The following is a 22,162-nucleotide window of genomic DNA, read 5'->3' on the forward strand; positions in this document are numbered from 1 at the left end:
GCTCACGGGGTGATCGTATCCAGGGACACCAGGGTGTCCTTCCGGAAGCAGAGCCGGTAGGCGTCGCCGGACCGGTCGTCGAATCGGTCGGCTGTCATCGCGTAGTACTCGCACGTTGTGCCGTCTCCCGTCGGCTCGGCAGTCAGCGGTCGATAGTTCGTCTGCCGGTCCGGCAGGAAACGCTGCACCTCGGAACGATCTTGCCCGACATGCAGGCGGGAGTAGTCGCGTGGGTCCAGGACCGACTGTGACGCCGACAGCATTTCCCATCCCATGAGAGCTCCGCTCAGCAAAGCTCCTGTCACAAGGGGCACCATGACGGCGGCGACCAGGGCCCGGCCGACCCGGCGTCGAGCGCGGCGATGTTCCTGCGGCAACTCGTCACGGCGAGAGGCTGAGGGCGAGAGCGGCGGTGGCGGCGAGGGGGTGTGCGGGATACGCGCGACGACTGCGTAGCCTCCATCCTTCGGGCCGTGGCCGAATGAACCGCCGGTCAACCGCATGCGTTCTTCGAGACCGATGAGGCCACGCCCTCCACTCCCAAGCCGCGGCCGCTGGTCGACCGGAGACGATGGCGGGCCGTTCTCCACCACGACTTTTGTTTCTGCTGGCGTATGCGTCACGTGGACAGTCGCGGTCGCGCCCGACGCGTGCTTGGCAACGTTGGTCAGAGCTTCCTGTACGACCCGGTGCGCCGCACGTTTGACCATGGGCGGCAACTCGTCCGCCTCGCCGTCGATGCGCAACTCCACCGTGAGGCCAGCCGCAGAAGCCTCGGAAGTCAAGCTCGTGAGGCTGGAGTTGTCGGGGTCCATCGGCGTGGTGTCGGACTCCTCACGCAGGACACCGATCACCTCGCCGAGACGCTCCACCGCGGCCGCGGCTCTGGCTCGGATGTCCCCTGCAGCCTTTTGATGGTGTCCTTCAAGGTCCGGCGCGAGTTTGAGTGCGCCGGCCGACAGGGCGATCAGGCTGAGATCATGTCCGAGTACGTCGTGCATGTCCTGGGCGATACGTGCCCGCTCGCGCAGCCGAGCTTGATCAGCGATCAGCTGCTGCTCGCGTTGCAGCTGATCGGCGCGCTCCCACCCGGCCCGGACAAGCTGCTGATACTGGCACCAGAACCGGCCCGCGAACCAGGGCAGCATCGTGGCGGCAACCACCACCGTCACAAAGCGGCCGGCAACGGGGAGCCAAGCAGGAACGACGGACAAGGCCACCATGCCGGCCGCGACTATCGCGACCACGGCGAGCGCTGTCGGCGCCGTCCGTCCCGGCCGTCGTCCTGCCAGGAACGCGGCGATGGCAGTCGGGACAGCCCACCACAGGTTCATCACGCTCAGACCGGCAGCCAACGCGGTCGCCGCTGTGAGAATGGTTCCAGGATCAAGTGCCCGCCGTAGAACAGCGGTTCCGGTCGCAGCCTCAGGGTTGATCATCGTGCTGTCCACGGAGGTGACGGTACGGCCATCGGGCGCCGTCCGACCATTGCCGAAAGTCCAATCTGCACCGGTGACCGGCGAGCACTGGGCGGCGAAGCGTCCCCAGCTCGTGCAGGCCAAGTGCATCCCTCGGCAGGCCCCTCTCGGGGGACACGCCGAGCTGGCCCGGCACCGACAACGCACCCCCCTCCCCCGACCGACGACCGACACCGTGTGACTTGGACACCTTGGTCAAGAGAGTCATGAGTCAGACCCCGGGCCCGGGACAGCACCCGCCGAAACGAAGGTCTGTCACTTCTCCCATTTCCCGGACCGGGACGGAAGCCGTGCGGCTTGCCATCGCACGGCCAACGGCGTCGACAGCGCCGATCGCCTGTTCATCAAAGCGCACGTGACGCAGTGGCCGCCGGGCCAGGGGCACGCGGCGCAGGCCGAGTTGTGCAGCCTCGGGCACGGTTCCGGGGATGCCGTGGACTTCGTGCTGCGTGCCACGAATCAACGTCTGCGCTGCGAGCTGCGGCCCAACGACTACCGCCGCCGGTGTGGAACGGCGGACAGCCTGGCCGCCGAGGAAGGGCACGTCGAGTGGGTCTGCGGGCTGGAGAGTGCCCTCACGCGGGACATGACGGCCCGCTGCGGCTATGCCGTGCGGGTGCGGTGCGAAACCGACGGCAACAGCCGCCGGGTTCTGATCGGCACCTCGGGCTCTCGGCGCAGCAGCCGCCCGTCGACCGAGGAGACGATCAGCGGACGGTCGCCGTCAGGGAGGCAGGCGGTGCACAGCGGCAGTGACGGCACCCGGGCGACGACCTCGCTGCGGCCCGCCAGGTCTACGGCCATCACCTCGCCGGCGGTCCAGTCGGAGAAGCACAGCCGGTCGCCGTGCCAGCGCGGTGACTCGACCAGACCCCGCCCGGTGAGCAGCGTGGACACCCCGGTCATCGTCATCACAGTCCGTCGCACCGACCGGCCAGGTGCCGCTCTCTCACCCTCTGCACGGAGAGCGTCCCCCCGAATCGACGGGCACGACCATGCGGTCGACAGGGCTGCCCCTCAGGACGGATCCACGCCCCGAACCCGTGCCAGCACGTCACGGATCATCTCGGCGCTGATCATGAAGTGCTGCCGGGCGATCTCCTGGGCTCGCTCGGGCTCACCGGCCGCGATGGCCTCGTAGAGCGCCTTGTGGTCCTCGCCGCCGCGGTGGAAGTCGGTCCGTTCGCCCTTGCCCCAGGGTTCGACGGGGAAGCCGAGGCTGATCCGGGCGAGCAGGTCGCGGCTGAGCATGACGACCTGCGGGTTGCCCGTGGCGGTGCGGACGGCCTGGTGGAAGGCGCTGTCCGCGGTCTGTTCGTCGCGCGGTGTGCGGGCGGACAGGTAGGCGGCCAGGGCGTCCCGCATGGAGTCGACGTCCTGGGAGCTGCGGCGGCGGGCTGCGGTCGCGGCCACCATGCCCTCCACCAGCCCGCGCAGGTCGAAGAGCTGCTCGAACTCCTCCCAGCGGGGCAGGAGTGTGTGGCGGACGGCGGCAGCGGTCGACTCGGTCCAGCTGTCGCGGACGTAGGCACCGCCGTTGCGGCCGCGGCGGATCTCGACGACACCGACGGCCTGCAGCCTGGCGATCGCCTCGCGCACGGTGGGGCGGCTGACCCGCAGCAGCTGGATCAACTCGCGTTCCACCGGCAGCCGTTCGCCCGGCAGGAAGTCTCCTACGGCGATCGCGGTGAGCAGCCGATCCGAGACCTCGTCGACGGCGGAGGCCACCCGCACCGGGCGCAGCTCGGGCGAGGGTGCGCCGCCGAGGAGGACACGGTCGAGCACCCGCGAGAACTCGCCACCCGGTTCGGATGCCTCAGGTACGGATGTCAGCTGGTTCCCCCTTGTTCGCCGCTCTTGTTAACGCACGCGGGCCACGTAAACACGCCGTTACGTCTTGGCCCGGCCCCGCTAAAAGGTCTTGTGCGCTGACCATTTACCCAATCACTATCTCACCCATCCGTCACACCCACACCGTTTTCAGCCAGCGGCCGGCTCGCACCGGCCGGTCCGGGAGGCTTCCTCGTGGCGATCCCCGAACCGAACCACACCGGAACCGTCGACTTCAACGGCCATTCCACCTGGTACCGGATCACGGGCGAACCGGGCCGGACCCCCCTGGTGGTCCTGCACGGCGGGCCCGGCGCCGGTCACAACTACACACTCAGCATCGCGAACATCGCCCAGCAGGACCGCCAGGTGGTGCACTACGACCAGCTCGGCACCGGACTGTCCACCCATCTGCCCGACAAGGGCGCCGACTTCTGGACCGTCCAGCTCTTCCTCGACGAACTCGACAACCTCCTCAAGGCGTTGGGCATCGCAGACGGTTACCACCTGCTCGGCCAGTCCTGGGGCGGCATGCTCGCCGCCGAGCACGCCGTACGGCGCCCGACCGGACTGCGGGGTCTGGTCATCGCCAACTCCCCCGCGTCCATGGAGCTGTGGCTGAAGGCGGCGGCCGAACTGCGCGCCGAACTGCCCGCGGAGGTCCAGCACACCCTGCTCGCCCACGAGGCCGCCGGAACCACCGACGACCCCGCCTACCGCGCGGCCGAGCAGGTCTTCAACGAGCGCCACGTGTGCCGCCTGACACCCAACCCGCCCGAAGTGCAGGCCACTTGGGACAACATCGCGGCCGATCCGACCGTGTACCACACCATGAACGGGCCGAACGAGTTCCATGTCGTCGGCACGCTCAAGGACTGGTCCGTCGTCGACCGGCTGCACCTGATCGACGTACCCACCCTGCTGGTGTCCGGCCGCTACGACGAGGCGACCCCCGAGACGCTGCGCCCCTTCGCCGACCACATCCCCGATGTGCGCTGGCACATGTTCGAGCACTCAAGCCACATGCCGCACGTCGAAGAAGAAGAGCTCTACCTCCGGGTCGTGGGCTCCTTCCTCGACTCCACCGACTGACTCCAACGGCCCTTCCCCCGACGGGAGTTCATTGCGATGTCCCGCAGCACGAGACGGGGCGCGCTCGCCGCCGCCACCGTCGCCCTCGCCCTGACCGCCGCCGCCTGTTCGTCCTCCGACAGCGACTCCTCCGACAACCCGAGCGCGTCCTCATCCGGCTCCGGGTCCTCCGCCTTCCAGCCGCAGCACCAGGGCGGCACCCTGCAGCTGATGGCCCATGCGGCCGCCGGCACCCTCGACCCACAGGTCAACTACACGCTGCAGTACTGGCAGTTGTACCAGTCGATGTACGACGGTCTGCTCGCGTTCAAGAAGGTCGGCGGCCAGGAGTCGTTCACCGTCGTCCCGGACCTGGCGGCGGCGATGCCGAAGGTGACCAACGGCGGCAGGACGTACACCTTCACGCTCCGCAAGGGCATCACCTTCTCCAACGGCAAGGCGCTGACCACCGATGACGTGGTGGCGTCCTTCCAGCGCATCTTCAAGGTCTCCAGCCCCACCGCCGGCACCTTCTACAACGGCATCGTCGGCGCCGACGCCTGCATCAAGAAGCCGGCCTCCTGCACCCTGTCCAAGGGCGTGATCGGCGACGCGAAGGCCAACACGGTCACCATCAACCTCACCGCCGCGGATTCGGAGTTCCCGTACAAACTGGCCGTCCCGCACGCCAGCGTCGTACCGAAGGATTCGCCCACGAAGGACGCCGGCACCAAGCCGCTGCCGTCGACCGGCGCGTACATGGCCGCCTCCTACGATCCGAACCGCGAGCTGAAGCTGGTGCGCAACCCGCACTTCAAGGAGTGGTCGCGGCAGGCGTCGCCGCAGGGCTATCCGGACGTCATCGACTACACCTTCGGGCAGACGGTGGAGTCCGAGGTCACCGCCGTCGAGAACGGCCAGGCGGACTGGATGTTCGACGCGCCGCCCACCGACCGGCTGAACGAGATGGGCACCAAGTACGCCTCCCAGACGCATGTGAACCCGCTGACCGCGTTCTGGTACGCGACGCTCAACGTCAACATGGCGCCGTTCAACAACAAGTTGGCACGTCAGGCCATCAACTACGCCGTCGACCGGGCGGCCGTGGTCCAGCTGTACGGCGGCACCAACCTGGCCTCTCCCGCGTGCACCATCCTGCCGCCGGGCTTCCCCGGGCACGTCGACTCGTGCGACTACACCAAGGGCGGCGGCACCACCTGGAAGGCCGCGGATCTCGCCAAGGCCAAGGAGCTGGTGAAGAAGTCCGGTACGGCCGGGCAGGAGGTCGGCATCGTCGTCCAGGACGACGACGTCAACAAGTCGATCGGGCAGTACCTGCAGAGCCTGCTCACTCAGCTCGGCTACAAGGCGAAGCTCAAGCCGCTGTCGCCGAACATCCAGTTCACCTACATCCAGAACACCAAGAACAAGGTGCAGTTGGCGCTGACGTCCTGGTACCAGGACTATCCGGCGGCCTCGGACTTCCTCAACGTGCTCCTGTCCTGCGCCAGTTACCACCCGGGCAGCGACTCGAGCATCAACATCTCCGGCTTCTGCGACAAGGGCATCGACACGAAGATGCACACGGCGCTGAAGACCGCACAGACCGACGCGAAGAGCGCGAACCAGCAGTGGGGCGCCATCGACCAGCAAGTCATGGCCGAGTCGCCGGTCGTCCCGCTGATCAACCCCAAGCTCGTCGACTTCACGTCGAAGCGGGTCGGCAACTACCAGTTCAGCAAGCAGTTCTACATGCTCGTCGGGCAGCTGTGGGTCAAATGACCGCCTCAGAGCCCCTGTTGACCGCTGAGGCCCGGCGCTCGCCGGGCCCCTGGCGGACGGCCGCCGCCGACCTGGTGCGCAACAGGCCGGCGCTGGCCGCGGCCGTCGTCCTGCTGATCGTCGTCGTGGCCACGCTGTGCGCGCCCCTGTACGCGTCCCACATCGCCCACACCGACCCCTTCCAGTCCCACGTCTCCGGCACCACGGTCATCGACGGCAAGACCGTGCCGGTGCTCACCCCGAGCAGCACCGGCCTCGGCCTCGGCGTCACGCCCATCGGCCCGACCTGGGACCCCGCCCACTACTTCCTCGGTGCCGACAACCAGGGCCGCGACGTCATGGCACGCCTGCTCTACGGCGGCCGTACGAGCCTGTTCATCGGTGTCACCGCGGCTCTGCTCACCTGCGTCGTCGGTACGGCCGTCGGGGTCGTCGCCGGATACGTGGGCGGCGCCGTGGACTCCGTCATCTCCCGGATTCTGGACGTCATCTGGGCGTTCCCGGTGTACCTGCTGGCCATCTCTCTGTCGGTGGTCCTGCTCACCAACGGTCTCAAGCTGGGCCCGCTCACCGTCGACGCGGGGAGCCTGTGGCTGCCCGTCGCGATCATCGCGGCGATCTATGTCCCGTACATAGCACGGCCGTTGCGCGGTCAGGTGCTGGTGCTGCGCAACAAGGAGTTCATCCACGCGGCCGTCGGATCCGGCGCGCCCACCCTGCGCATCCTGCGCCGGGAGGTGCTGCCGAACGTGCTGCCCACGGCGATCGTGTTCGTCCCGCTGATGACCGCGCTGGCCATGCTCACCGAGTCGGCACTGTCCTTCCTGTCCGTCGGCGTGCAGCCGCCCGACGCCAGCTGGGGCACGATCATCGAGGACGGTCTGGGCCTGCTCTACACCCGCCCGACGGTGACGATCGCCCTCGGTCTGCTCATCGCGCTCACCACGGCGGCCCTCAACGTCCTGGGTGACGGGGTACGCGACGCGCTCGACCCGAGCGCTCGGCTGCGCGGAGGGGTGTGACGCTGCCATGCTCTCCTTCGCGCTCAAGCGGTTCGGCTCGGCCCTGCTCGTGATGTTCGCGATCAGCGTCCTGGTGTTCCTGATCTTCTTCGCCACTCCGGGAGTCGACCCCGCGGCACGCATCGCGGGCCGCAACGCCGACCCTGCCACCCTCGCCCAGGTGCGGCACTCCTTCGGCCTCGACCGCCCGATGCCGATCCGCTATCTGCTGATGATGCGCCACCTCCTCGTCGACCGCGACCTGGAGTCCTTCGTCAACCGCGGCGCCCGGGTCATCCCGCAGATCGTGCAGGCCACCCCCGTGACCCTGTCGCTGGTCGTCGGCGCCGCGGTGATCTGGATGGTGGCCGGCATCCTCATGGGCACGGCCGCGGCAACGCTGCGCGGCAAGGCGGCCGACCCGCTGATCATGCTCGTGGGCGTCGTCGGCGTCTCGCTGCCCGCCTACTGGCTCGGCGAGGTCGTCAACCTCATCACCCAGAAGCAGTTGCACAGTTCGGTCTTCTCCTGGGTACCACCGCCCGGCTACGTCGGCCTGAGTCAGGACCCGGGCCAGTGGGCGCTGCACATGCTCTTCCCCTGGCTGACCCTGGCCCTGCTGTACGCCGGGATCTACGCCCGCCTCCTGCGCGGCGAGGTCATCACCGCCCTCAACGAGGACTACGTCCGCACGGCCCGCGCCAAGGGCCTGTCCGAGCGCCGGATCCTGCTGCGCCACGCCCTGCGCTGCTCGCTGATCCCGATCGTGTCGCTGTTCGGCCTGGACTTCGGCGCCCTCGTGGGCGGCGCGGCGCTGCTCACCGAGGTGGTCTTCGGCCTGCCCGGCATCGGCAAGCTCACCTTCGACGCCCTGCAGAACCTCGACCTGCCCGTGATCATGGGGACCGTTCTGTACGCGGCCTTCTTCGTGGTCCTCGCCAACGCCCTGGTGGACATCCTGTACGCGCGACTCGACCCGAGGGCCCGCCATGCCTGAACCACTGCTGGACGTACGCGACCTGCGGGTCTCCTTCCGCACCCGCACCGGCCCGGTCACGGCCGTCGACGGCCTCTCCTTCACCGTCGCACCCGGCGAAGTCCTGGGCGTGGTGGGCGAGTCGGGCTCCGGCAAGAGCGTGTCGATGCTGGCCGTCCTGCGCCTGCTGACCAACCCCAACGTCACGGTGTCGGGCGAAGTCCACTTCCGTGGCCGCGACTTGCTCGCCCTTCCCGACAAGGAGATGCGTGCGATACGGGGCCGGGAGGTCGCCATGGTCTTCCAGGACCCGATGACCGCGCTGACCCCCGTGTACACGGTCGGCTGGCAGATCGCCGAGCAGATACGTGCGCACGAGCAGGTGTCCCGCAGGGCGGCGCAGGCCCGCGCGGTCCAGCTGCTCTCCGACGTCGGCATCCCCGACGCGGCCTCCCGGGTGAACGCCTACCCGCACGAGTTCTCCGGCGGCATGCGCCAGCGCGCGGTCATCGCGATGGCCCTCTCCTGCAGCCCCGCGCTGCTCATCGCCGACGAACCGACGACTGCGCTGGATGTCACCGTCCAGGCCCAGATCCTCGACCTGATGCGGGAGTTGAACGCCGACGGCGCGGCCGTCGTGCTCATCACGCACGACATGGGGGTGGTCTCCCAGATCGCCGACCGGGTCCTGGTGATGTACGGCGGCCGGGCGGCCGAGGAGGGCCCGCGCCGGGCGGTGTTCCACGGCCCGCGGCACCCCTACACCTGGGGCCTGCTGGACTCGGTGCCTCGCGTCGGCGGTCCCCGGCTGCACCGGCTGCCGACCATCGCGGGCATGCCGGTCTCGCCCGGCAGTCTTCCGGAGAGATGCGCGTTCGCACCGCGCTGCCGACTGCGTCACGAGCGGTGCGAGGAGCGCCCCGCTCTGTCCGGCGACAGCCACCGCGACGCCTGCTGGCTGCCACCGGACGAGCGCGCGGCTCTGCGCCTGACGGCACGGGGGGCGGCGACCGGCCCGGCGAACACGAACTCGGAGGCGGGGGCGACCGGCCCGGCGGACATCGACACGGAGGCGGCGAAGTGACGGCACAGGACATCGTGGCGGTGGACGAGGGCGCGCCTCCCGCGGGCGACGTCCTGCTGCGCGCCACCGACGTCACCAAGCACTACCCACTCCCCCGCCGCCGCAAGGTCCTACGAGCCGTGGACGGAGTGTCGCTCGACGTCCACACCGGCGAAACCCTGGGCATCGTCGGCGAGTCGGGCTGCGGCAAGTCCACCCTGGGCCGCTGCCTGGTCCGGCTCACCGAACTCACCGGCGGCCGGGTCGAGTTCGACGGGCAGGACATCAGCGCCCTGTCCACGCGCCGACTGCGGCCCGTGCGCCCGGGCATGCAGCTGGTCTTCCAGGACCCGCAGGCCTCGCTCAACCCCCGCCGCCGCGCCGGCGACATCGTGGCCGAGCCGCTGCTCGTGCACCGCTACGGCGACGCCACCACCGTCCGCCGCCGGGTCGCCGAGCTCTTCGACGTCGTAGGACTGGCCGCGGCGCACCTGGACCGCTATCCGCACGAGTTCTCCGGCGGCCAGCGCCAACGCATCGGAATCGCCCGGGCGTTGGCCACCAACCCGAAGCTCATCGTCGCCGACGAGCCGGTGTCCGCGCTCGACGTGTCGATCCAGGCCCAGGTGCTGAACCTGTTCGCCGACCTCCAGGAGGAGTTCGCGCTCACCTACGTCTTCATCGCGCACGACCTCGGCGTGGTCCGCCATGTGTCGGACCGGATCGCCGTCATGTACCTCGGCGAGATCGTCGAACTCGCCGGTACGGAAGCCCTGTTCGAGGCCCCCGCCCACCCCTACACACAGGCACTGCTGTCCGCGGTGCCGGACATCGACGACGGCAGCGCGCCGGACGCACCACCCAGGGAACGCATCGTCCTCACCGGCGAGGTACCCAACCCGGTGGACAAGCCGACGGGCTGCCCCTTCCGCACCCGCTGCCCCTACGCACGCGAGCGTTGCGCCGTGGAGCGCCCCCGGCTCACACCGACGCCCGCAGGACGCCGCGTTGCCTGCCACTACCCACTGACCGGCTGACCGCCCGCCAAGCCGTGGGAAACGGCTTGAGTGGCGACTGCTACACCGTGGGCAAGCGCCGGCGCCCCATCGGCCGCACGAGGTGCGCCATATGCTGTGAAGTCCGTGATCACGGCCACCACCGGATCACGTCGTCCAGAACCGTCATGACGGCAGCCGGGGTCGCCTCGGCGCCCAGGCGGACGATGTCCCGTGCGGCATCCGCGACTTGACGGGCGACCTCGACCCGGCTGACACCGGCCGCGCGGTGCAGTGCCGGGCGCCAGAAGTCCTGCCAGACGGGAGTGACCGAGGGGGACGCGGCGAGTGCGATCCGGCCCATGAGGTGGACGTCGTCGGCGTGGCCGGCACTTGCCGCGGCCAGTGCCTCGTAGCAGACCTCGGCCCGGCGCTCCGGGGGTAGCGCGCCGGCGGTGTCCGTCAACACCTTTGTGCGTGCCTCCACTTCGGCGACGAGCCTGGCCTGGGCGTGCGCGTCGGCGAGGACGGGCAGGGCCTCGGCCTCCGGCAGACAGGACGCGATGAGGATCGTCAACTGACAGCGCAGCAGGGGGTCGTCGATGTCCTGGGCGAAGTGATGAAGGTCCTGCAACACCTCTCGCCTGCCCGGCTCAGGGAACTGAGGGGCGAGAGCGAGGAGTACTTTGGCCTGGCCGTAGTCGTTGTACAGCGTCTCGGCGGCCTCCATCATCTGATGGAGTTCTGCCCCGGACATGCGCGACGCCAGCTTCCGTAGCGCCGGGACCATCACCTCACCATGCAGGCCCAGTAGTTGAAGGCCGACCGGAAGGATCGAGTGGGCGGGGAGGTGTTCGCAGAGATGAGCCAGGGCCATGGCGCGGTAGTGCGGGGAGTGCTCGTTGCCCGAGACGTCGAGGTTCAGTGCCAGGCGCACCGCGCGGTCGGCCACCGCCTCCGGGCGTGCCTGCTGTCGTAGTGGACTGAGCGCTCCTTCGTTGTGCTCGCTGGTGCGGGGTACCCGGTCTGGGTGAATCTCACGAAGAGACTGCGAACTGTCCTGGTCGCCTTGGTGATCTACGTGTTTGCCGTGTTGGCTCTGCGCTTCTCCGGGAGTGGCATCGCCTGGTGGAGGGCGCTGGCGATGGGCCTTGTCGTGACCCCGTTGGCGCTTTGGATGGCGTGGTTGCGCCGACGCTTTACGGAGCGGGCGGTTGAGTTCGGTCGGCGTAGGGCCTCGCCGTGGCCAGAGGAGCGCCGCCACTGAGGGTGGCGGTCCTGGCGTACTTCTCTTCGGCGGTGTGGCCGTCCCAATGGGCGCGCTGCTGCCCTGTGCGGGCTTGGCACGTCGTTCATACGCGCCGCACCTGCAGTCCTCGTGATCTGGGGCTCTTCTGAGCAACCCCATCGCAAGACCCGCGATTACACGGCCTTCGGTCTGTTCCGGTTCGACCATCAGCAATGCGATGACGCCTTGCGCATGCTGAACTCCGCAATCGGCTCCGACGGGACGTCAGGTAGGCCAGCCATCACACCGTGACCGGCCGACGCGCCCGAAGATCATTGCGGGACAGGCCTTGAGCCGTCACGAGCGGTGGGCTTCTTACGCCCGTCGGATGATCGGCGCAAGCAGTCCCTCGCCAAGCCAGAACGTCCAACCTCGGGCAAGCCTAGGCTGAGGGTGTCGCATTTCCCTGCGCGGACGAGATGGACGAGGTCGGTGGTGACTGTCTCCCAGTCGCCGACCTGGTGCCAGTCGGCACCGCCGCCCAGTTCATGGGTGAGCGTGGAGAGCGGGATAATCTCGCCCGGTGTGCGCGCCCAGGTGAGGAGCTCGTGGATGCGGGCGCCGTCGGGCTGTTGCACCTGGGGGTGGAGCAGGGTGTCTGCGGCGACCACGATGGTGTTGGTCTCCTGGGTGCCGAGGCTGGGGTAGTACGGCTCGTGCGCGAAGAGGAAATAGGTGCCCGTGGTCCGGGCCGGAGCGTCGGTCTGGCTCCGGGGCATGGGGTGGGCTCCCTTCAGCGGTGAAGTGGCGGCCGCAGGCAAATGAGCCGATTATTGGGCCGCGGGCTCGAAGGCGGGCGGGAGCGAGCCCAACGGGCCTGTCCCGCCATGCGGCTGGTGGCGGTCTTGCAGGCTCGCCTGCGCTGCGGCAGCAGCAGGGCTGAGGGACTGGGTAACTTGGCCGGCGAGCTGGGCCATCAGCCGCTCGATGTCGATGAGCCCGGCCGAGGCGGACTCGGTGTCTGCTGTCTGGAGCAGACTGGCGGCGTCCCGCAGGAGGCGGTGACCCATCTCGGCCCAGCGGCGCAGCCGCTCGGCGTCGTTGTCGGCAGCAGCCTGGACGAGCCGGGTGTGCAGTTCGGCAAGCCGCTGCAGGTAGCGGCAGACGGCGGCGTCTTCAACACTGCGCACATGCCGTGCGGCCCGGTCGTCGAGCTGGTCAGGCAGGCGCTCGGTGAGCGCCGGGGCGAGGAGCACCACCGGCAGCACGAGGACGACAGGGATGCCGCTCAGCAGTGTGTATGCAGGGCAGCAAAGAGACTTGTAGCCGCCGCGGTCATCGCGGAAAGCCGTAGCGACGCGGAGCTATGGGTGGTCAGGCGATCAGGGTGGCGGGATGGCGGGTCAGCCAGCGCAAGGCCAGCCGCTGCGTCAGCGTCGCATCTGGGATGATCACGCCGACCTGCTGCGGGTGTTGGGGCAGTGTGCCGTCGTCGGGCACGGTCCAGGCAAGCCGCCCCCAGCCGGTGCGCTCCACCACGAGTGCGGGCTCACACATGCCAGCGCATCCTGCGCCCGGGCAGACATGACCTCGACGCAGCACACGGGACTGTTCTTCCCTCCAGCGTCGCGGCTGACGGGCGAAAGGACGTAGAGGCTGCCCGGGGCCGTCTGCGGTGGCATGCGGGGCGTGTCGGTCATGACGGGCTCGCTTCCAGAAGGCCGGTCACGGTCAGGGCGGAGGCGCAGGTCGAGCAGCAGCCGTCCCCGTCGGGGTGAGCGCGCCGGGGAGTCGGACCGGGACAGGTGCGGCACAGCGGCCAGCCCGGGCAGGCCGGGCACAGGCCCTCATCGGGGGCGGTGCCGGGCCTGCCGCAACCGGAGCACTCCACGAGCGCCCGGTAGGCGATCGCCTCATCGACGGTGCGGTCGGCGGCCGATGGTGTTGAGGACTGCACTGTCCACGCAACCGCCTCCTCCCGGCCGGTGCTGGCGGTGGCCGGGGGCGGATAGAGCTGGGCGGAGCGCAGGCGGGCGGCGACGATCGCGTCGACGGAGGTGCGGATCCGGCCCGGCAGCGGGCGGCTGGTGATGACATGGCGCAGCTGCCTGGTGCTCCAGCCGGCCTCGAGCATCGCGGTGACCACCGGCCCTGGTCATGCAGAGCCTTTTCCTGCAGGAGCAGTTCGGGGTGGGCGGAGCTGATCGACAGCAGCAGCTGCGTGCCCGGGTCATCCGGCGTCGGCCGGCCCGTCCCTTCAGGCGGTGCTGCCGCCACGCCCGGCGTGCGCTCGCCGTGGGGGCATGGGTGCTGATGTATCCGAAGATCCCTTTCGCCTTGTAGGACGACGGCCGTCCCGGAACAAGGCGTTGGCGACCTGGGTGAACTGATCACCGGCCATCACGCCCCGGCGGATCCCCGCTCCGTGGCTCACTGCGCTCCCCCATGCGTCGTGAAGCCGGTCGCGGCGACGTCGTGCTGCTTGCCGCGGAGAGGGATACGGTCAGGGCTTTTCCGTGCACGCGCGCAGGTGAGGTCCATGCCCTCAAGGGCATCCGGCGGCCCTGACCAGACCATCGACCAGGTCAGGCCGACCACGGTCACAATCCGAGCAACATCCGCCGTGCTCAGCCGTGGTCAGGCCGCTTCATTGCGCAGCGCCGGACAGGCCCAGGTACCGCTGAATGCGCATGTCCGCGCAGCCCGCTGCGGCACCTTCTGTGCTGCGCATGTCCAAACCCCCCACTGCGCATACCGACGCCGCCCCCTCCGTGCGCACGCTTTGTTGCACAGACACGCGGCGGTGTCCGCTCACCTGCCTCGCAAGTGCCCGTGGTCAGGGGGTGGTCAGGCTGACCATGCCCTGACCACACGGTTTGTGTCCTCATCGTGACCGTGGTCGGCCTGACCTGGTCGATGGTCTGGTCAGGGTCGGCCGGTCTCCTGACCGGCAACATCCGTTCCGATCCAGGAGGTTGACGACGCCTCACCGAGGTCACGCCTCACCCGAAGAGGGGGCACTGCCGCAGCTTGCGTCCGCGCGACATCAAACGGAGAGCGCAGGGATCACCTCGGCGGCGATGCGCTCCGCGAGCGGCGCGGGGTCGCCGAGCGGGGTGAACAGGACAAGTTCCGCGCCGGCGTCGATCACCTCGCGGACGCCCGCCACGCACTCGTCCAGGGTCCCGGCGACCGCGGCGGCCTCGATGCTGGCGATCCGGCGACCGTAGACACGGGCCAGTCCGGCGTTGGTCCGCTCCCGTGCCCGCTCGGCGTCCTCGTCGATGTCGATGTAGATCCGCTTGGCGACCGGGAAGTCCGCCCTGCCCACCTTGGCCGCCTCCGCGGCGACGAACGCGACCTGCTCACGGAAGGCGGCCGTGGTGGAGGATCCGGCGCCGAAGAACCCGTCCCCCAGCCGCACCGCGCGCCGCAGCGCCGACTCGCTCGATCCACCGAACCACAGCGGCGGATGCGGCTTCTGGAGCGGCTTGGGCTCCATCGCGGCGTCCTCGAGCTGCCAGAACTCGCCGGCGAAGGTGACGCTCGGTCGCGTCCACAGCGCCTTGACGAGGTCGATGCCCTCGGTGAACCGCGCGAGGTACCGGGCCTTGTCCATGCCGAACGCGGCGAACGGCCGGTTCGGGCCGCCGGAGCCGACGCCCACCTCCAGTCGGCCTCCGCTCATCTGGTCGATGGTCGCCAGCGCCTTCGCGAAGTGGACGGGCTGGTGGAGTGTGCTCACGAAGACGGTCGTCCCCAGCCGTAGCCGGGTCGTGCACGCGGCGGCGTACGTCATGGCCTCCATCGGCGACAGCAACGCCCCGGTGCCGATTGGTGACTCCTGCGCCCAGACGCTGTGGTACCCGAGGTCCTCGACCCGCGCGAGGTATGCGCGGAAGGCTCCGGGATCGAACTCGCCGTCCAGGTAGAACTGGGGGATGGAGATAGCAAAGCGCATGCCTCCAACGTATCGATGAACACTGTCGCAGGCAGCCCTGTCCGGATGAGGCTTCGTCGGGATGAGGCTCACTGATTCACTTGAGAACCCTCAGTGTTCATATGGTCACTCTGTGGAACTCCTCCGACTCTCAAGGGCCCGCGAAGCGTCTCGGTGTTCACCCGGTGACGCTTCGTCTGCGGGCTGACTCGGGGAAGATTCCGGTTACTTGGGTTGGCCGTGAGCGCCGGTTCTCCTCGATCGACGTCGAGGCGATGACGGTTTCCACCGGTAGTGAGTGTGTCCGCCTGGAGGGCCTGTACGTGCGCGTGTCCGGCTCCAGCGGGCAGGAATCCTCGCTGGGAGCACAGGAGATGGAGCTGCGGGCCACCTCCACTGGTGAGATCGTCAAGGTCTTCCGTGACCGGGCGTCGGGCCTGCGGGAGGACCGGCCAGGTCTCAACCGTCTGCTGCGAGCCGTCGCCGATGGCTCGGTGACGGTCGTGCATGTCTCGCACGAGGACCGGCTCGCACGGTTCGGGGTCGGCTGGCTGGGGCACCTGCTGGCCGTGTACGGCGCAGACCTCCGCTCGATGGAGGCAAGGGCATGGGCCGCACCCACAACACCCGCTTGTCGCAGCACGTGCGCGGTCAGATCGCCGACCGCATGCACCACCTGGCGGCGGAAGCCGGGATCGCCGTGGCAACCGTTCCGGCACGCAACACCTCCAAGCACTGCCCGCACTGCCTGAGCCCGCTACGCCACCGCAAAGCCCCGACCGGTCCACCGTGCCCGGCTGGAAGTGGGCGATCTGCCCCAACCCGCCCTGCCGCTGGCAGGGCGACCGCGACCAAGGCGCATGGCGGCGCATCGCGACACGCGGACTCGCCCACCAGGCCAAGACCGTCGTTGACCGTGCCACCGGCACCATGACCATCCGCGCCGTGGTGGACAAGCTCGAAGCCAAAGCGGTCATCACACCCACGGCCACCGGGGGCGACCGGTCGAAGACCGGCCCGACCCGGAACCGAACCACACGCCCCGCACCCAGGCGACGCGGGGCACCCTCCCCCACCCGGCCCCGTGGCCGGGCGGGCCAGCGTCCGGAGGGGCACGCACCACCGGGCCGGAAGCGGCTGCCCCGCGCAGCCCACCGGCACCAGGGCGTGAAGACGATCAGCAAGACCACCAGGCGGCACAAGCCGAGCGGGGCAGCGTTGGGCGCTGGATTCCACCTCCACGCCCACGCCACCCCGCCACGCTGGCAAACGATCCAACCGATCCCGCAACACGCGGATCACACAGGATCACTCAGCTGATCAGAGACGCTCGGTCAGCCGTCGGACTCCGGCGCCGGGAGGTAGGCGCCGGGTACCGCGTTCGGCGCGTAGACCTTCTTGTCGCCGGGGTACGGCTTGGTGAAGTTGTGCGTCTGGTACCAGGTGTAACGGTTCATCTGCTCGGGGTTGGCGTAGTCCGGCACGGCGTTCGGGCCGGTCAGGCGCTGGTGCGAGGCCCAGGCCTTCCACTGCGCCGCGACCGTCTGAGCCGCCTGAGGCACCGCGGTGGTCGTCGGCGCGGCGGCCGCCTGCTTGTCCTGCGCCGCCGGGGTGTCCGAACCACAGGTGGGCTGGGGGCTCACGCCGAGGGTCAGCGAGGTCCGGTTGGGCACCGCGGTGAAGGGGATGTAGTTCGCCTTCGGGGTGAAGGCCCCGTACATCGGGGTGGCCGCGCTGTCGAGCTGGTTCATCGGGTGGATGCCGAGGATCTGCTCGATGGTGCGGACCATCGTGATCTGCGAGTAGTAGTGGTTGTCGACGGTGCCGTGCTGGGCGTACGGGCTGATGACCTGGACCGGCGCACGGTGGCCGTCGATGTGGTCGAGGCCGTTCTGGGAGTCGTCCTCGACGACGAAGATCGCCGAGTCCTTCCAGTACTTGCTGTGCGTGATCTCGTCGACCATGCGGCCGACCGCGAGGTCGTTGTCGGCGACCTCGGCGGAGGCGTTCGCCGGGCCGCCGGTGTGGTCGTTGGAGAACCAGAACATGTTCAGGTTCGCCGGACCGTTCTTCTCGAAGTCCTGCTTCCAGATCTGTTCCTTGTAGATGTCCGGGACATCGAGGTCGAACAGCGGGAAGCCCTGGACCGCCACCTTGTTGAGCGACGGGATCGCCGAACCGGTCTTGATGGGGTACTGGGTCTGCGCCCCGGTCGCGGCCATGTTCTTGGTGTCGCAGTAGAGGTTCTGCCAGGTCGCGCCGGCCGGCTTGGACTCGATCGACTGGAACTCGCCGAAGTCCTTGACGGACTTGCCGGCCGCCTGGGCGCCGGTCCAGATGAAGCCGGTCTTCTGGTGGCCGAGAACGTCGTCCTCGGTGTCGTAGCTGCGCGTGTACTCGCCGGCGGAGGACTCGGTGTACTCCGGGTTGTCCGACTGCATCAGCCAGTTGTGGCCCTCGGCGGAGTTCGTGCCGACGTCGTAGAAGTTGTCGTAGAGCCCGAACTGCTGGGCCAGCGCGTGCTGGTTGGGCGTCACGTTCTCGCCGAACGTCGTCAGCGAGGAGTCGCCGTCGCCCTGCGGCAGGTCGCCGAAGACCTGGTCGTAGGTCCGGTTCTCCTTGACCAGCAGGAAGACGTGCTTGATCGTCGAGGGGTCGCCCAGGCGCACCGGGACCGGCAGCGCCTTGCCGTGGCCCTTGCCGTTGGCGGTGAGGACCGAGCCGGCCGTCCAGCCGTTCTGCTTGAAGACCTTGGCCGTCTGCGAGCGGACGGTCTTGTCGTCGGGCAGCGTGAACTGCGTCAGGCTCGACGTGGTGTCGTGGGTGTTGTGACCACTGGCGGTGGTGGGGCGGCGAGCGTCGATGCCACGGGTGTTGGAGACGATCACCTGCTTGCCGACGGTGGTGACCCCCGAGGGGAAGTAGTCCGTGGGGAGCAGGCCGACGTAGCGGGCCGGCAGCTGCGCGGAGGAGTAGCGGTAGACGGCGACGGCGTTGGCGCGGCCGAGCGTCACCAACAGGCGGCCGTCGTCGGTGAGCGTCACGGCGTTGGGCTCGTAGCCGACGGAGGCCTCCGGCCACGGCTGGGTGGCGATGGTCTGGACGACCTTGTCCTTGGCCGTGTCGATGACCGAGACGCTGTTGTCGGCGGTGTTCGTGACGAACACCGTTCCCTTCTTGGCGTACACCGCGGTCGGGTGCAGGCCGACCTCGATGCTGCCGACGGCGGCCGACGGGTCCGACGTGTCGATGACGCTGACCGTGCCGGTGGTGGCGGCGCCGGTGTCGGGGTTGGCCGGCACCTGGGTGCCGTAGGAGTTCATGGTGGTCTCGCCGGCCTTGGCCGGGCGCCCGCCCTCGTTGCTGACGTAGAGCTTGCCGCCCACCAGGGCGAGACCGCGCGGGGCGTTGCCGACGGCCCAGCTCTGCTTGATGGTTCCGCTGGCCGCGTCGATGGCGACGACCCGGTTCTGGCCGTTGACCGCGCAGTACACGGTGGAGCCGTCGGCGGAGAAGAGCGCCGCGCCCACCAGCGCGTGCTTGGTGCCGTCGGCCGGGATGGAGACGGTCACCGGGTTGGCGAGGGTGCCGTCCGCGCCCACGGTGAACTTGGTGTAGCCGTCGGCCTGGCCCAGCCACAGCTGCGTGCCGTCGGGCGAGTACGTCGGACCCTCCTGGCCGACGGAACCGGTCTTGATGCGCAGGTCGTCCGCCGCGTTGGTGCCGACCTTCTGCTTCACCTGACCGGTCGCGAGGTCGAGGACGACCAGCGAGGCGTCGCCGTCGGCGACCGAGGCCGCGAGGTGGGTGCCGTCCGGGCTGACCGTGGACGACATGATCTTGCCGTCGTTGATGACGGTGCGGTCGCCGTACGGCTTGATGTACTGGTCGCTGGGGAGGACCTGGCCGTCGCGGGTGATCTGGGCGACCTGCTGGGTGCCGAACTGCCACGTCGAGGCGACGGCGGTCCCCGTGACGCCGAGCGCGACGGTGATGCCCGCCGTCACCATGAGGGTGCGCCGGCCGACGCGTCTGCCGAAGAGGCTGACCTGCTCTTTCTCGTTAACCCGGCGCAGCCGTGTTACCTGCATGGACTTATCCCTTCGAGGTGGTGTCGAGCAGTTCGACGTTGCCGTCGAACTGCCAAAGGGGGTTCGGGGCGTCCCCGGTGGGGGTACGGACGAGGAAGTAACCGTTGACTTCCTTCGGTCCGTCGCCGTCGGCCACGAACCGCCCGTCTGAGGCGACGTCGAGCTGGTATATGGCCGTACCGGCCACCGCGACGTCGGGGAGATGCCAGGTCACGACGCAGCGCCAGTCGTTGCCCGCGCCTTCTTGAGCGCCCTGGCCGTCGCTCTTGGTGCACGCGGCCGTGGTCCGCAGCTTCGCCTCCGTGACGGCGGGGCGGTGCAACTGCCGGGTCTGCAGCCGGTAGAGGTGGGCGAAGGCGGTGGCCACTGAACGCTGGACCTTGTCCTGCTCGATGCCGGAGCCCATGGAGGGCGTCGCCACGGCGACCACGGCGACGGTGGCGGCGGTGAGGGCGGCCAGCGGCAGCAGACCGAGCGTGAGGGCCCGGCGACCGGCACCGTCGTAGGCCAGGTTGGTGAAGTCCCGCCGCAGGAACAGCAGATAGGCCAGCGCCGTCGCCAGCACGGCCCACACCAGGCTGACCGTGACGCCGATCAGCAGCGGGCCGAGCTGGGCCGGGCTGGTGAACAGGCCGTTCCAGGAGATGAAGGCGTAGCCCGGAAGGGCGAGGCGTACGGCGACCGGCAGGGGCAGCATCTGCGCGACCTGCATGCCGAGGGCGACCAGCGGCGGCAGCAGCAGGCCCATCGGGGAGCGCCCCAGGGCCACCGACCCGAGCAGGCCGATCGCGGCGAGAGCCAGGGTCGGGGCGAGCGCGCACAGCCACGCCAGCAGGACCCGGCCGGCCGCGTCGCCCGGTGTCAGCAGATGGCCGTCGAGGCCGACCAGCGGCTGGTTGCCGACCGACGTCAGTCCGCCGATCACGCTGGAGCAGACGAGCCCGGCCACCAGCAGCAGGATGACGGTGAGGCTGGCCAGCGACTTCGCCACGAAGATCCGGCGGGGTGAGCGGACCGCCACCAGCAGATGCCGCCAGGTCCCCAGCCGGTCCTCGGCGGCGAACACGTCACCGGCGACCACCGACGTCAGCAGCGGCAGTGCCCAGGTGCCCGCGAAACCGAGCATCACCAGTGGCCCGGCCCACCCCGTGGCATGCATCCAGCGGCCGAACAGCGTGTCGGACGGCAGGGTGCTCTGCCGGCTCACCCCGGCCACGAAGAGCGCCGGCGCGATCCAGCAGGCGAGGACCAGCAGCCGGATCCGCCACTGCGAGACCAGTTTCACCAACTCGAAGCGGTAGCCGCGCGACAGCGGCACACGGCGGACGATGGCAACGCTGTCTTCGGCCATGGCCGTGGTCATCGGCCGTCCTCCTGCCGCTCGGTGAGGGCGAGGAAGGCGGCCTCCAACGGCGAGACGACGGGCGCCAGTTCGCGTACCGCGACACCCGACCGCACGAGGTGCGCCACCAGTTCGTCGAGCGCGGGCACCAGGGCTCGTACCACCAGCACCTCGGCGTCCTGCCGCATCCCGGTGTCCTCGACGACCCTGATCCCGTCCGTGTCGTCGGCCAGTCGGCGCGCGGCCAGCGGATCGGAGGTGCGCACCCGGTAGTCGAGTTCGCGGTTCTCGGTGGCCAGCTTGTTCAGCGGCCCGGAGAAGACGACCCGTCCGGTGGCGAGGATGGTCACCTCGGAGCACAGCGCCTCGAGGTCGTCCATCCGGTGACTGGAGACGACCACACTGGTGCCGTCCGCGGCGAGCCGGGTCAGAACCCGGTGCACATGTCTTTTGCCGGACGGGTCGAGGCCGTTGGAGGGTTCGTCGAGCACCAGCAGCCGGGGCTTGGTGAGCAGGGCGGCGGCCAGACCGAGCCGTTGCCGCATGCCGAGGGAGAAGCCGCGGGCCTTGTCGTCGGCGACGTCGGTGAGCCCCACCTGGTCGAGCACCTCGTCGATTCCCGCCGTCCGCGCGTCGTGGCCCCGGAGTCGGGCCAGCGCGGCGAGGTTCTGCCGGGCGGTGAGGGAGGGGTAGAGTCCGGGGCCGTCCACGAAGCCGGCGACCCTGTCGGGAACGGCGAGCGCCCGCTCCACCGGCGTCCCGAGGATCTCCAGCCGGCCGCCGTCGGCGACGGCCAGACCCAGCAGAAGACCGAGCAGTGTCGTCTTGCCCGCGCCGTTGGGTCCCACCAGGCCGTGGATCTGTCCCTGCGTCACATCGAGGTCGACGCCGTCGAGTGCCACGACATCGCCGAAACACTTGTTGATCCCACGCGCCCGGACCGCGAGAAGTGCGTCCATAGTCCCCTCTTCCCAAACCTCCAGGAAACCTAGGGACGCCACACAGCGCAGGCGAGGCACCGGGGTTGAACGTCCAGGGAACGGATCGTCAAGTGATTGGCAAGTACATGAGTACGAAGCACTCGCATCGGCCCAGAAGCGGGCAAGGGGCGGGAGAGGGGGCGGGTGGCTGCGGTGCTGACGTGGGTGGCTCAGCGGCGGGTCATGCTGACGGACCAGGGCGAGCAGTTGGGCAAGGAACTCGCGCAGGCGCAAGCCGAGGTGGCCCGTCCGGCGGCGGCTGCGGCTGCGGGCCGTTGCCCCGCGCGCGGCACATCAGCGCCACCGTCGGCGGCCGAGCACGCCGAAGAGGCGCTGGAGCGGATCGCAGCCGAGGTCGCGCCGCGGCTCGCTTGAAAGCGCGGCA

Annotated in this window: 20 protein-coding genes; 8 read left to right on the forward strand and 12 right to left on the reverse strand. The window is 69.4% G+C overall.

The features are described 5' to 3' along the window. Positions 1–2: 2 nt before the first annotated feature. The 3 genes from CRP56_RS00295 to CRP56_RS00305 all read right to left on the reverse strand — a co-directional run bounded on the left by CRP56_RS00295 (position 3) and on the right by CRP56_RS00305 (position 3,263). Positions 3–1,439: a sensor histidine kinase gene (locus tag CRP56_RS00295; RefSeq protein WP_179851274.1), complete on the reverse strand. Its 1,437-nt coding sequence runs from the start codon at positions 1,437–1,439 to the stop codon at positions 3–5. A gap of 642 nt (positions 1,440–2,081) precedes the next feature. Then, positions 2,082–2,384, reverse strand: coding sequence for a hypothetical protein (locus tag CRP56_RS00300; RefSeq protein WP_179850908.1), 303 nt, complete (start codon positions 2,382–2,384; stop codon positions 2,082–2,084). Positions 2,385–2,495: 111 nt separating this feature from the next. Continuing rightward, on the reverse strand, positions 2,496–3,263 hold the full coding sequence (locus CRP56_RS00305; protein WP_257039944.1) for a FadR/GntR family transcriptional regulator: 768 nt from the start codon (positions 3,261–3,263) through the stop codon (positions 2,496–2,498). A gap of 240 nt (positions 3,264–3,503) precedes the next feature. Between CRP56_RS00305 and CRP56_RS00310 the strand changes: the two genes are divergently transcribed. From CRP56_RS00310 to CRP56_RS00335, 6 genes are read left to right on the forward strand one after another with little or no spacing between them, the layout of a single operon-like run. Continuing rightward, the gene (locus CRP56_RS00310; protein ID WP_097259423.1) at positions 3,504–4,400 is read left to right on the forward strand and encodes a proline iminopeptidase-family hydrolase; all 897 of its coding nucleotides are present in this window, start codon (positions 3,504–3,506) and stop codon (positions 4,398–4,400) included. A 36-nt stretch (positions 4,401–4,436) separates the two neighbouring features. Continuing rightward, entirely contained in the window at positions 4,437–6,161 is a 1,725-nt protein-coding gene (locus CRP56_RS00315) for an ABC transporter substrate-binding protein (RefSeq protein ID WP_097259424.1), read from the forward strand. Further along, complete coding sequence (locus CRP56_RS00320; RefSeq protein ID WP_097259425.1) at positions 6,158–7,183, forward strand: ABC transporter permease; 1,026 nt, start codon at positions 6,158–6,160, stop codon at positions 7,181–7,183. The genes CRP56_RS00315 and CRP56_RS00320 overlap by 4 nt, the downstream gene beginning before the upstream one ends. Before the next feature lie 7 nt (positions 7,184–7,190). Next, positions 7,191–8,159, forward strand: coding sequence for an ABC transporter permease (locus CRP56_RS00325; RefSeq protein ID WP_097259426.1), 969 nt, complete (start codon positions 7,191–7,193; stop codon positions 8,157–8,159). Then, entirely contained in the window at positions 8,152–9,222 is a 1,071-nt protein-coding gene (locus tag CRP56_RS00330; protein WP_097259427.1) for an ABC transporter ATP-binding protein, read from the forward strand. The genes CRP56_RS00325 and CRP56_RS00330 overlap by 8 nt, the downstream gene beginning before the upstream one ends. Then, a complete protein-coding gene (locus CRP56_RS00335) occupies positions 9,219–10,238 on the forward strand; it encodes an ABC transporter ATP-binding protein (protein WP_097259428.1) in 1,020 nt (339 codons plus the stop codon). Before CRP56_RS00330 ends, CRP56_RS00335 begins: the two co-directional genes overlap by 4 nt. A gap of 109 nt (positions 10,239–10,347) precedes the next feature. On the opposite strand, the gene CRP56_RS00340 is transcribed toward CRP56_RS00335, so the two are convergent. From CRP56_RS00340 to CRP56_RS00375, 6 genes are all read right to left on the reverse strand, one after another. Next, the gene (locus tag CRP56_RS00340; RefSeq protein WP_097259429.1) at positions 10,348–11,148 is read right to left on the reverse strand and encodes a hypothetical protein; all 801 of its coding nucleotides are present in this window, start codon (positions 11,146–11,148) and stop codon (positions 10,348–10,350) included. Positions 11,149–11,756: 608 nt separating this feature from the next. Next, entirely contained in the window at positions 11,757–12,203 is a 447-nt protein-coding gene (locus CRP56_RS00350) for a hypothetical protein (RefSeq protein ID WP_257039945.1), read from the reverse strand. Between the two features lie 51 nt (positions 12,204–12,254). After that, the gene (locus tag CRP56_RS00355; protein ID WP_097259431.1) at positions 12,255–12,692 is read right to left on the reverse strand and encodes a hypothetical protein; all 438 of its coding nucleotides are present in this window, start codon (positions 12,690–12,692) and stop codon (positions 12,255–12,257) included. Between the two features lie 106 nt (positions 12,693–12,798). Beyond that, a complete protein-coding gene (locus tag CRP56_RS00360) occupies positions 12,799–12,981 on the reverse strand; it encodes a hypothetical protein (RefSeq protein ID WP_097259432.1) in 183 nt (60 codons plus the stop codon). A 139-nt stretch (positions 12,982–13,120) separates the two neighbouring features. After that, positions 13,121–13,558 carry a hypothetical protein gene (locus CRP56_RS47085; RefSeq protein ID WP_143664875.1) on the reverse strand — a complete coding sequence of 146 codons (438 nt, stop codon included), beginning with the start codon at positions 13,556–13,558 and terminating at the stop codon, positions 13,121–13,123. Between the two features lie 912 nt (positions 13,559–14,470). Beyond that, positions 14,471–15,385 (reverse strand): LLM class flavin-dependent oxidoreductase, encoded by a 915-nt coding sequence (locus CRP56_RS00375; protein ID WP_097259435.1) that lies wholly within the window; start codon positions 15,383–15,385, stop codon positions 14,471–14,473. Between the two features lie 164 nt (positions 15,386–15,549). On the opposite strand from CRP56_RS00375, the gene CRP56_RS47425 reads away from it, so the two are divergent. Next, entirely contained in the window at positions 15,550–16,116 is a 567-nt protein-coding gene (locus tag CRP56_RS47425; protein WP_218877945.1) for a recombinase family protein, read from the forward strand. Between the two features lie 582 nt (positions 16,117–16,698). Here the strand turns inward: CRP56_RS47425 and CRP56_RS00390 are convergent. Genes CRP56_RS00390 through CRP56_RS00400 form a run of 3 tightly spaced genes read right to left on the reverse strand, consistent with a single transcriptional unit; the run spans position 16,699 to position 21,756 of the window. Then, the gene (locus CRP56_RS00390) at positions 16,699–19,455 is read right to left on the reverse strand and encodes an alkaline phosphatase family protein (protein ID WP_097259437.1); all 2,757 of its coding nucleotides are present in this window, start codon (positions 19,453–19,455) and stop codon (positions 16,699–16,701) included. 4 nt (positions 19,456–19,459) lie between these two features. Beyond that, entirely contained in the window at positions 19,460–20,818 is a 1,359-nt protein-coding gene (locus CRP56_RS00395; RefSeq protein WP_097259438.1) for an ABC transporter permease, read from the reverse strand. Further along, positions 20,815–21,756: an ABC transporter ATP-binding protein gene (locus tag CRP56_RS00400; protein ID WP_097259439.1), complete on the reverse strand. Its 942-nt coding sequence runs from the start codon at positions 21,754–21,756 to the stop codon at positions 20,815–20,817. The genes CRP56_RS00395 and CRP56_RS00400 overlap by 4 nt, the downstream gene beginning before the upstream one ends. 165 nt (positions 21,757–21,921) lie before the next feature. On the opposite strand from CRP56_RS00400, the gene CRP56_RS00405 reads away from it, so the two are divergent. Then, entirely contained in the window at positions 21,922–22,152 is a 231-nt protein-coding gene (locus tag CRP56_RS00405; RefSeq protein WP_097259440.1) for a hypothetical protein, read from the forward strand. Positions 22,153–22,162: the final 10 nt, after the last annotated feature.

Source organism: Streptomyces sp. TLI_55, from assembly GCF_900206255.1.
Lineage (GTDB): Bacteria > Actinomycetota > Actinomycetes > Streptomycetales > Streptomycetaceae > Streptomyces > Streptomyces aquilus.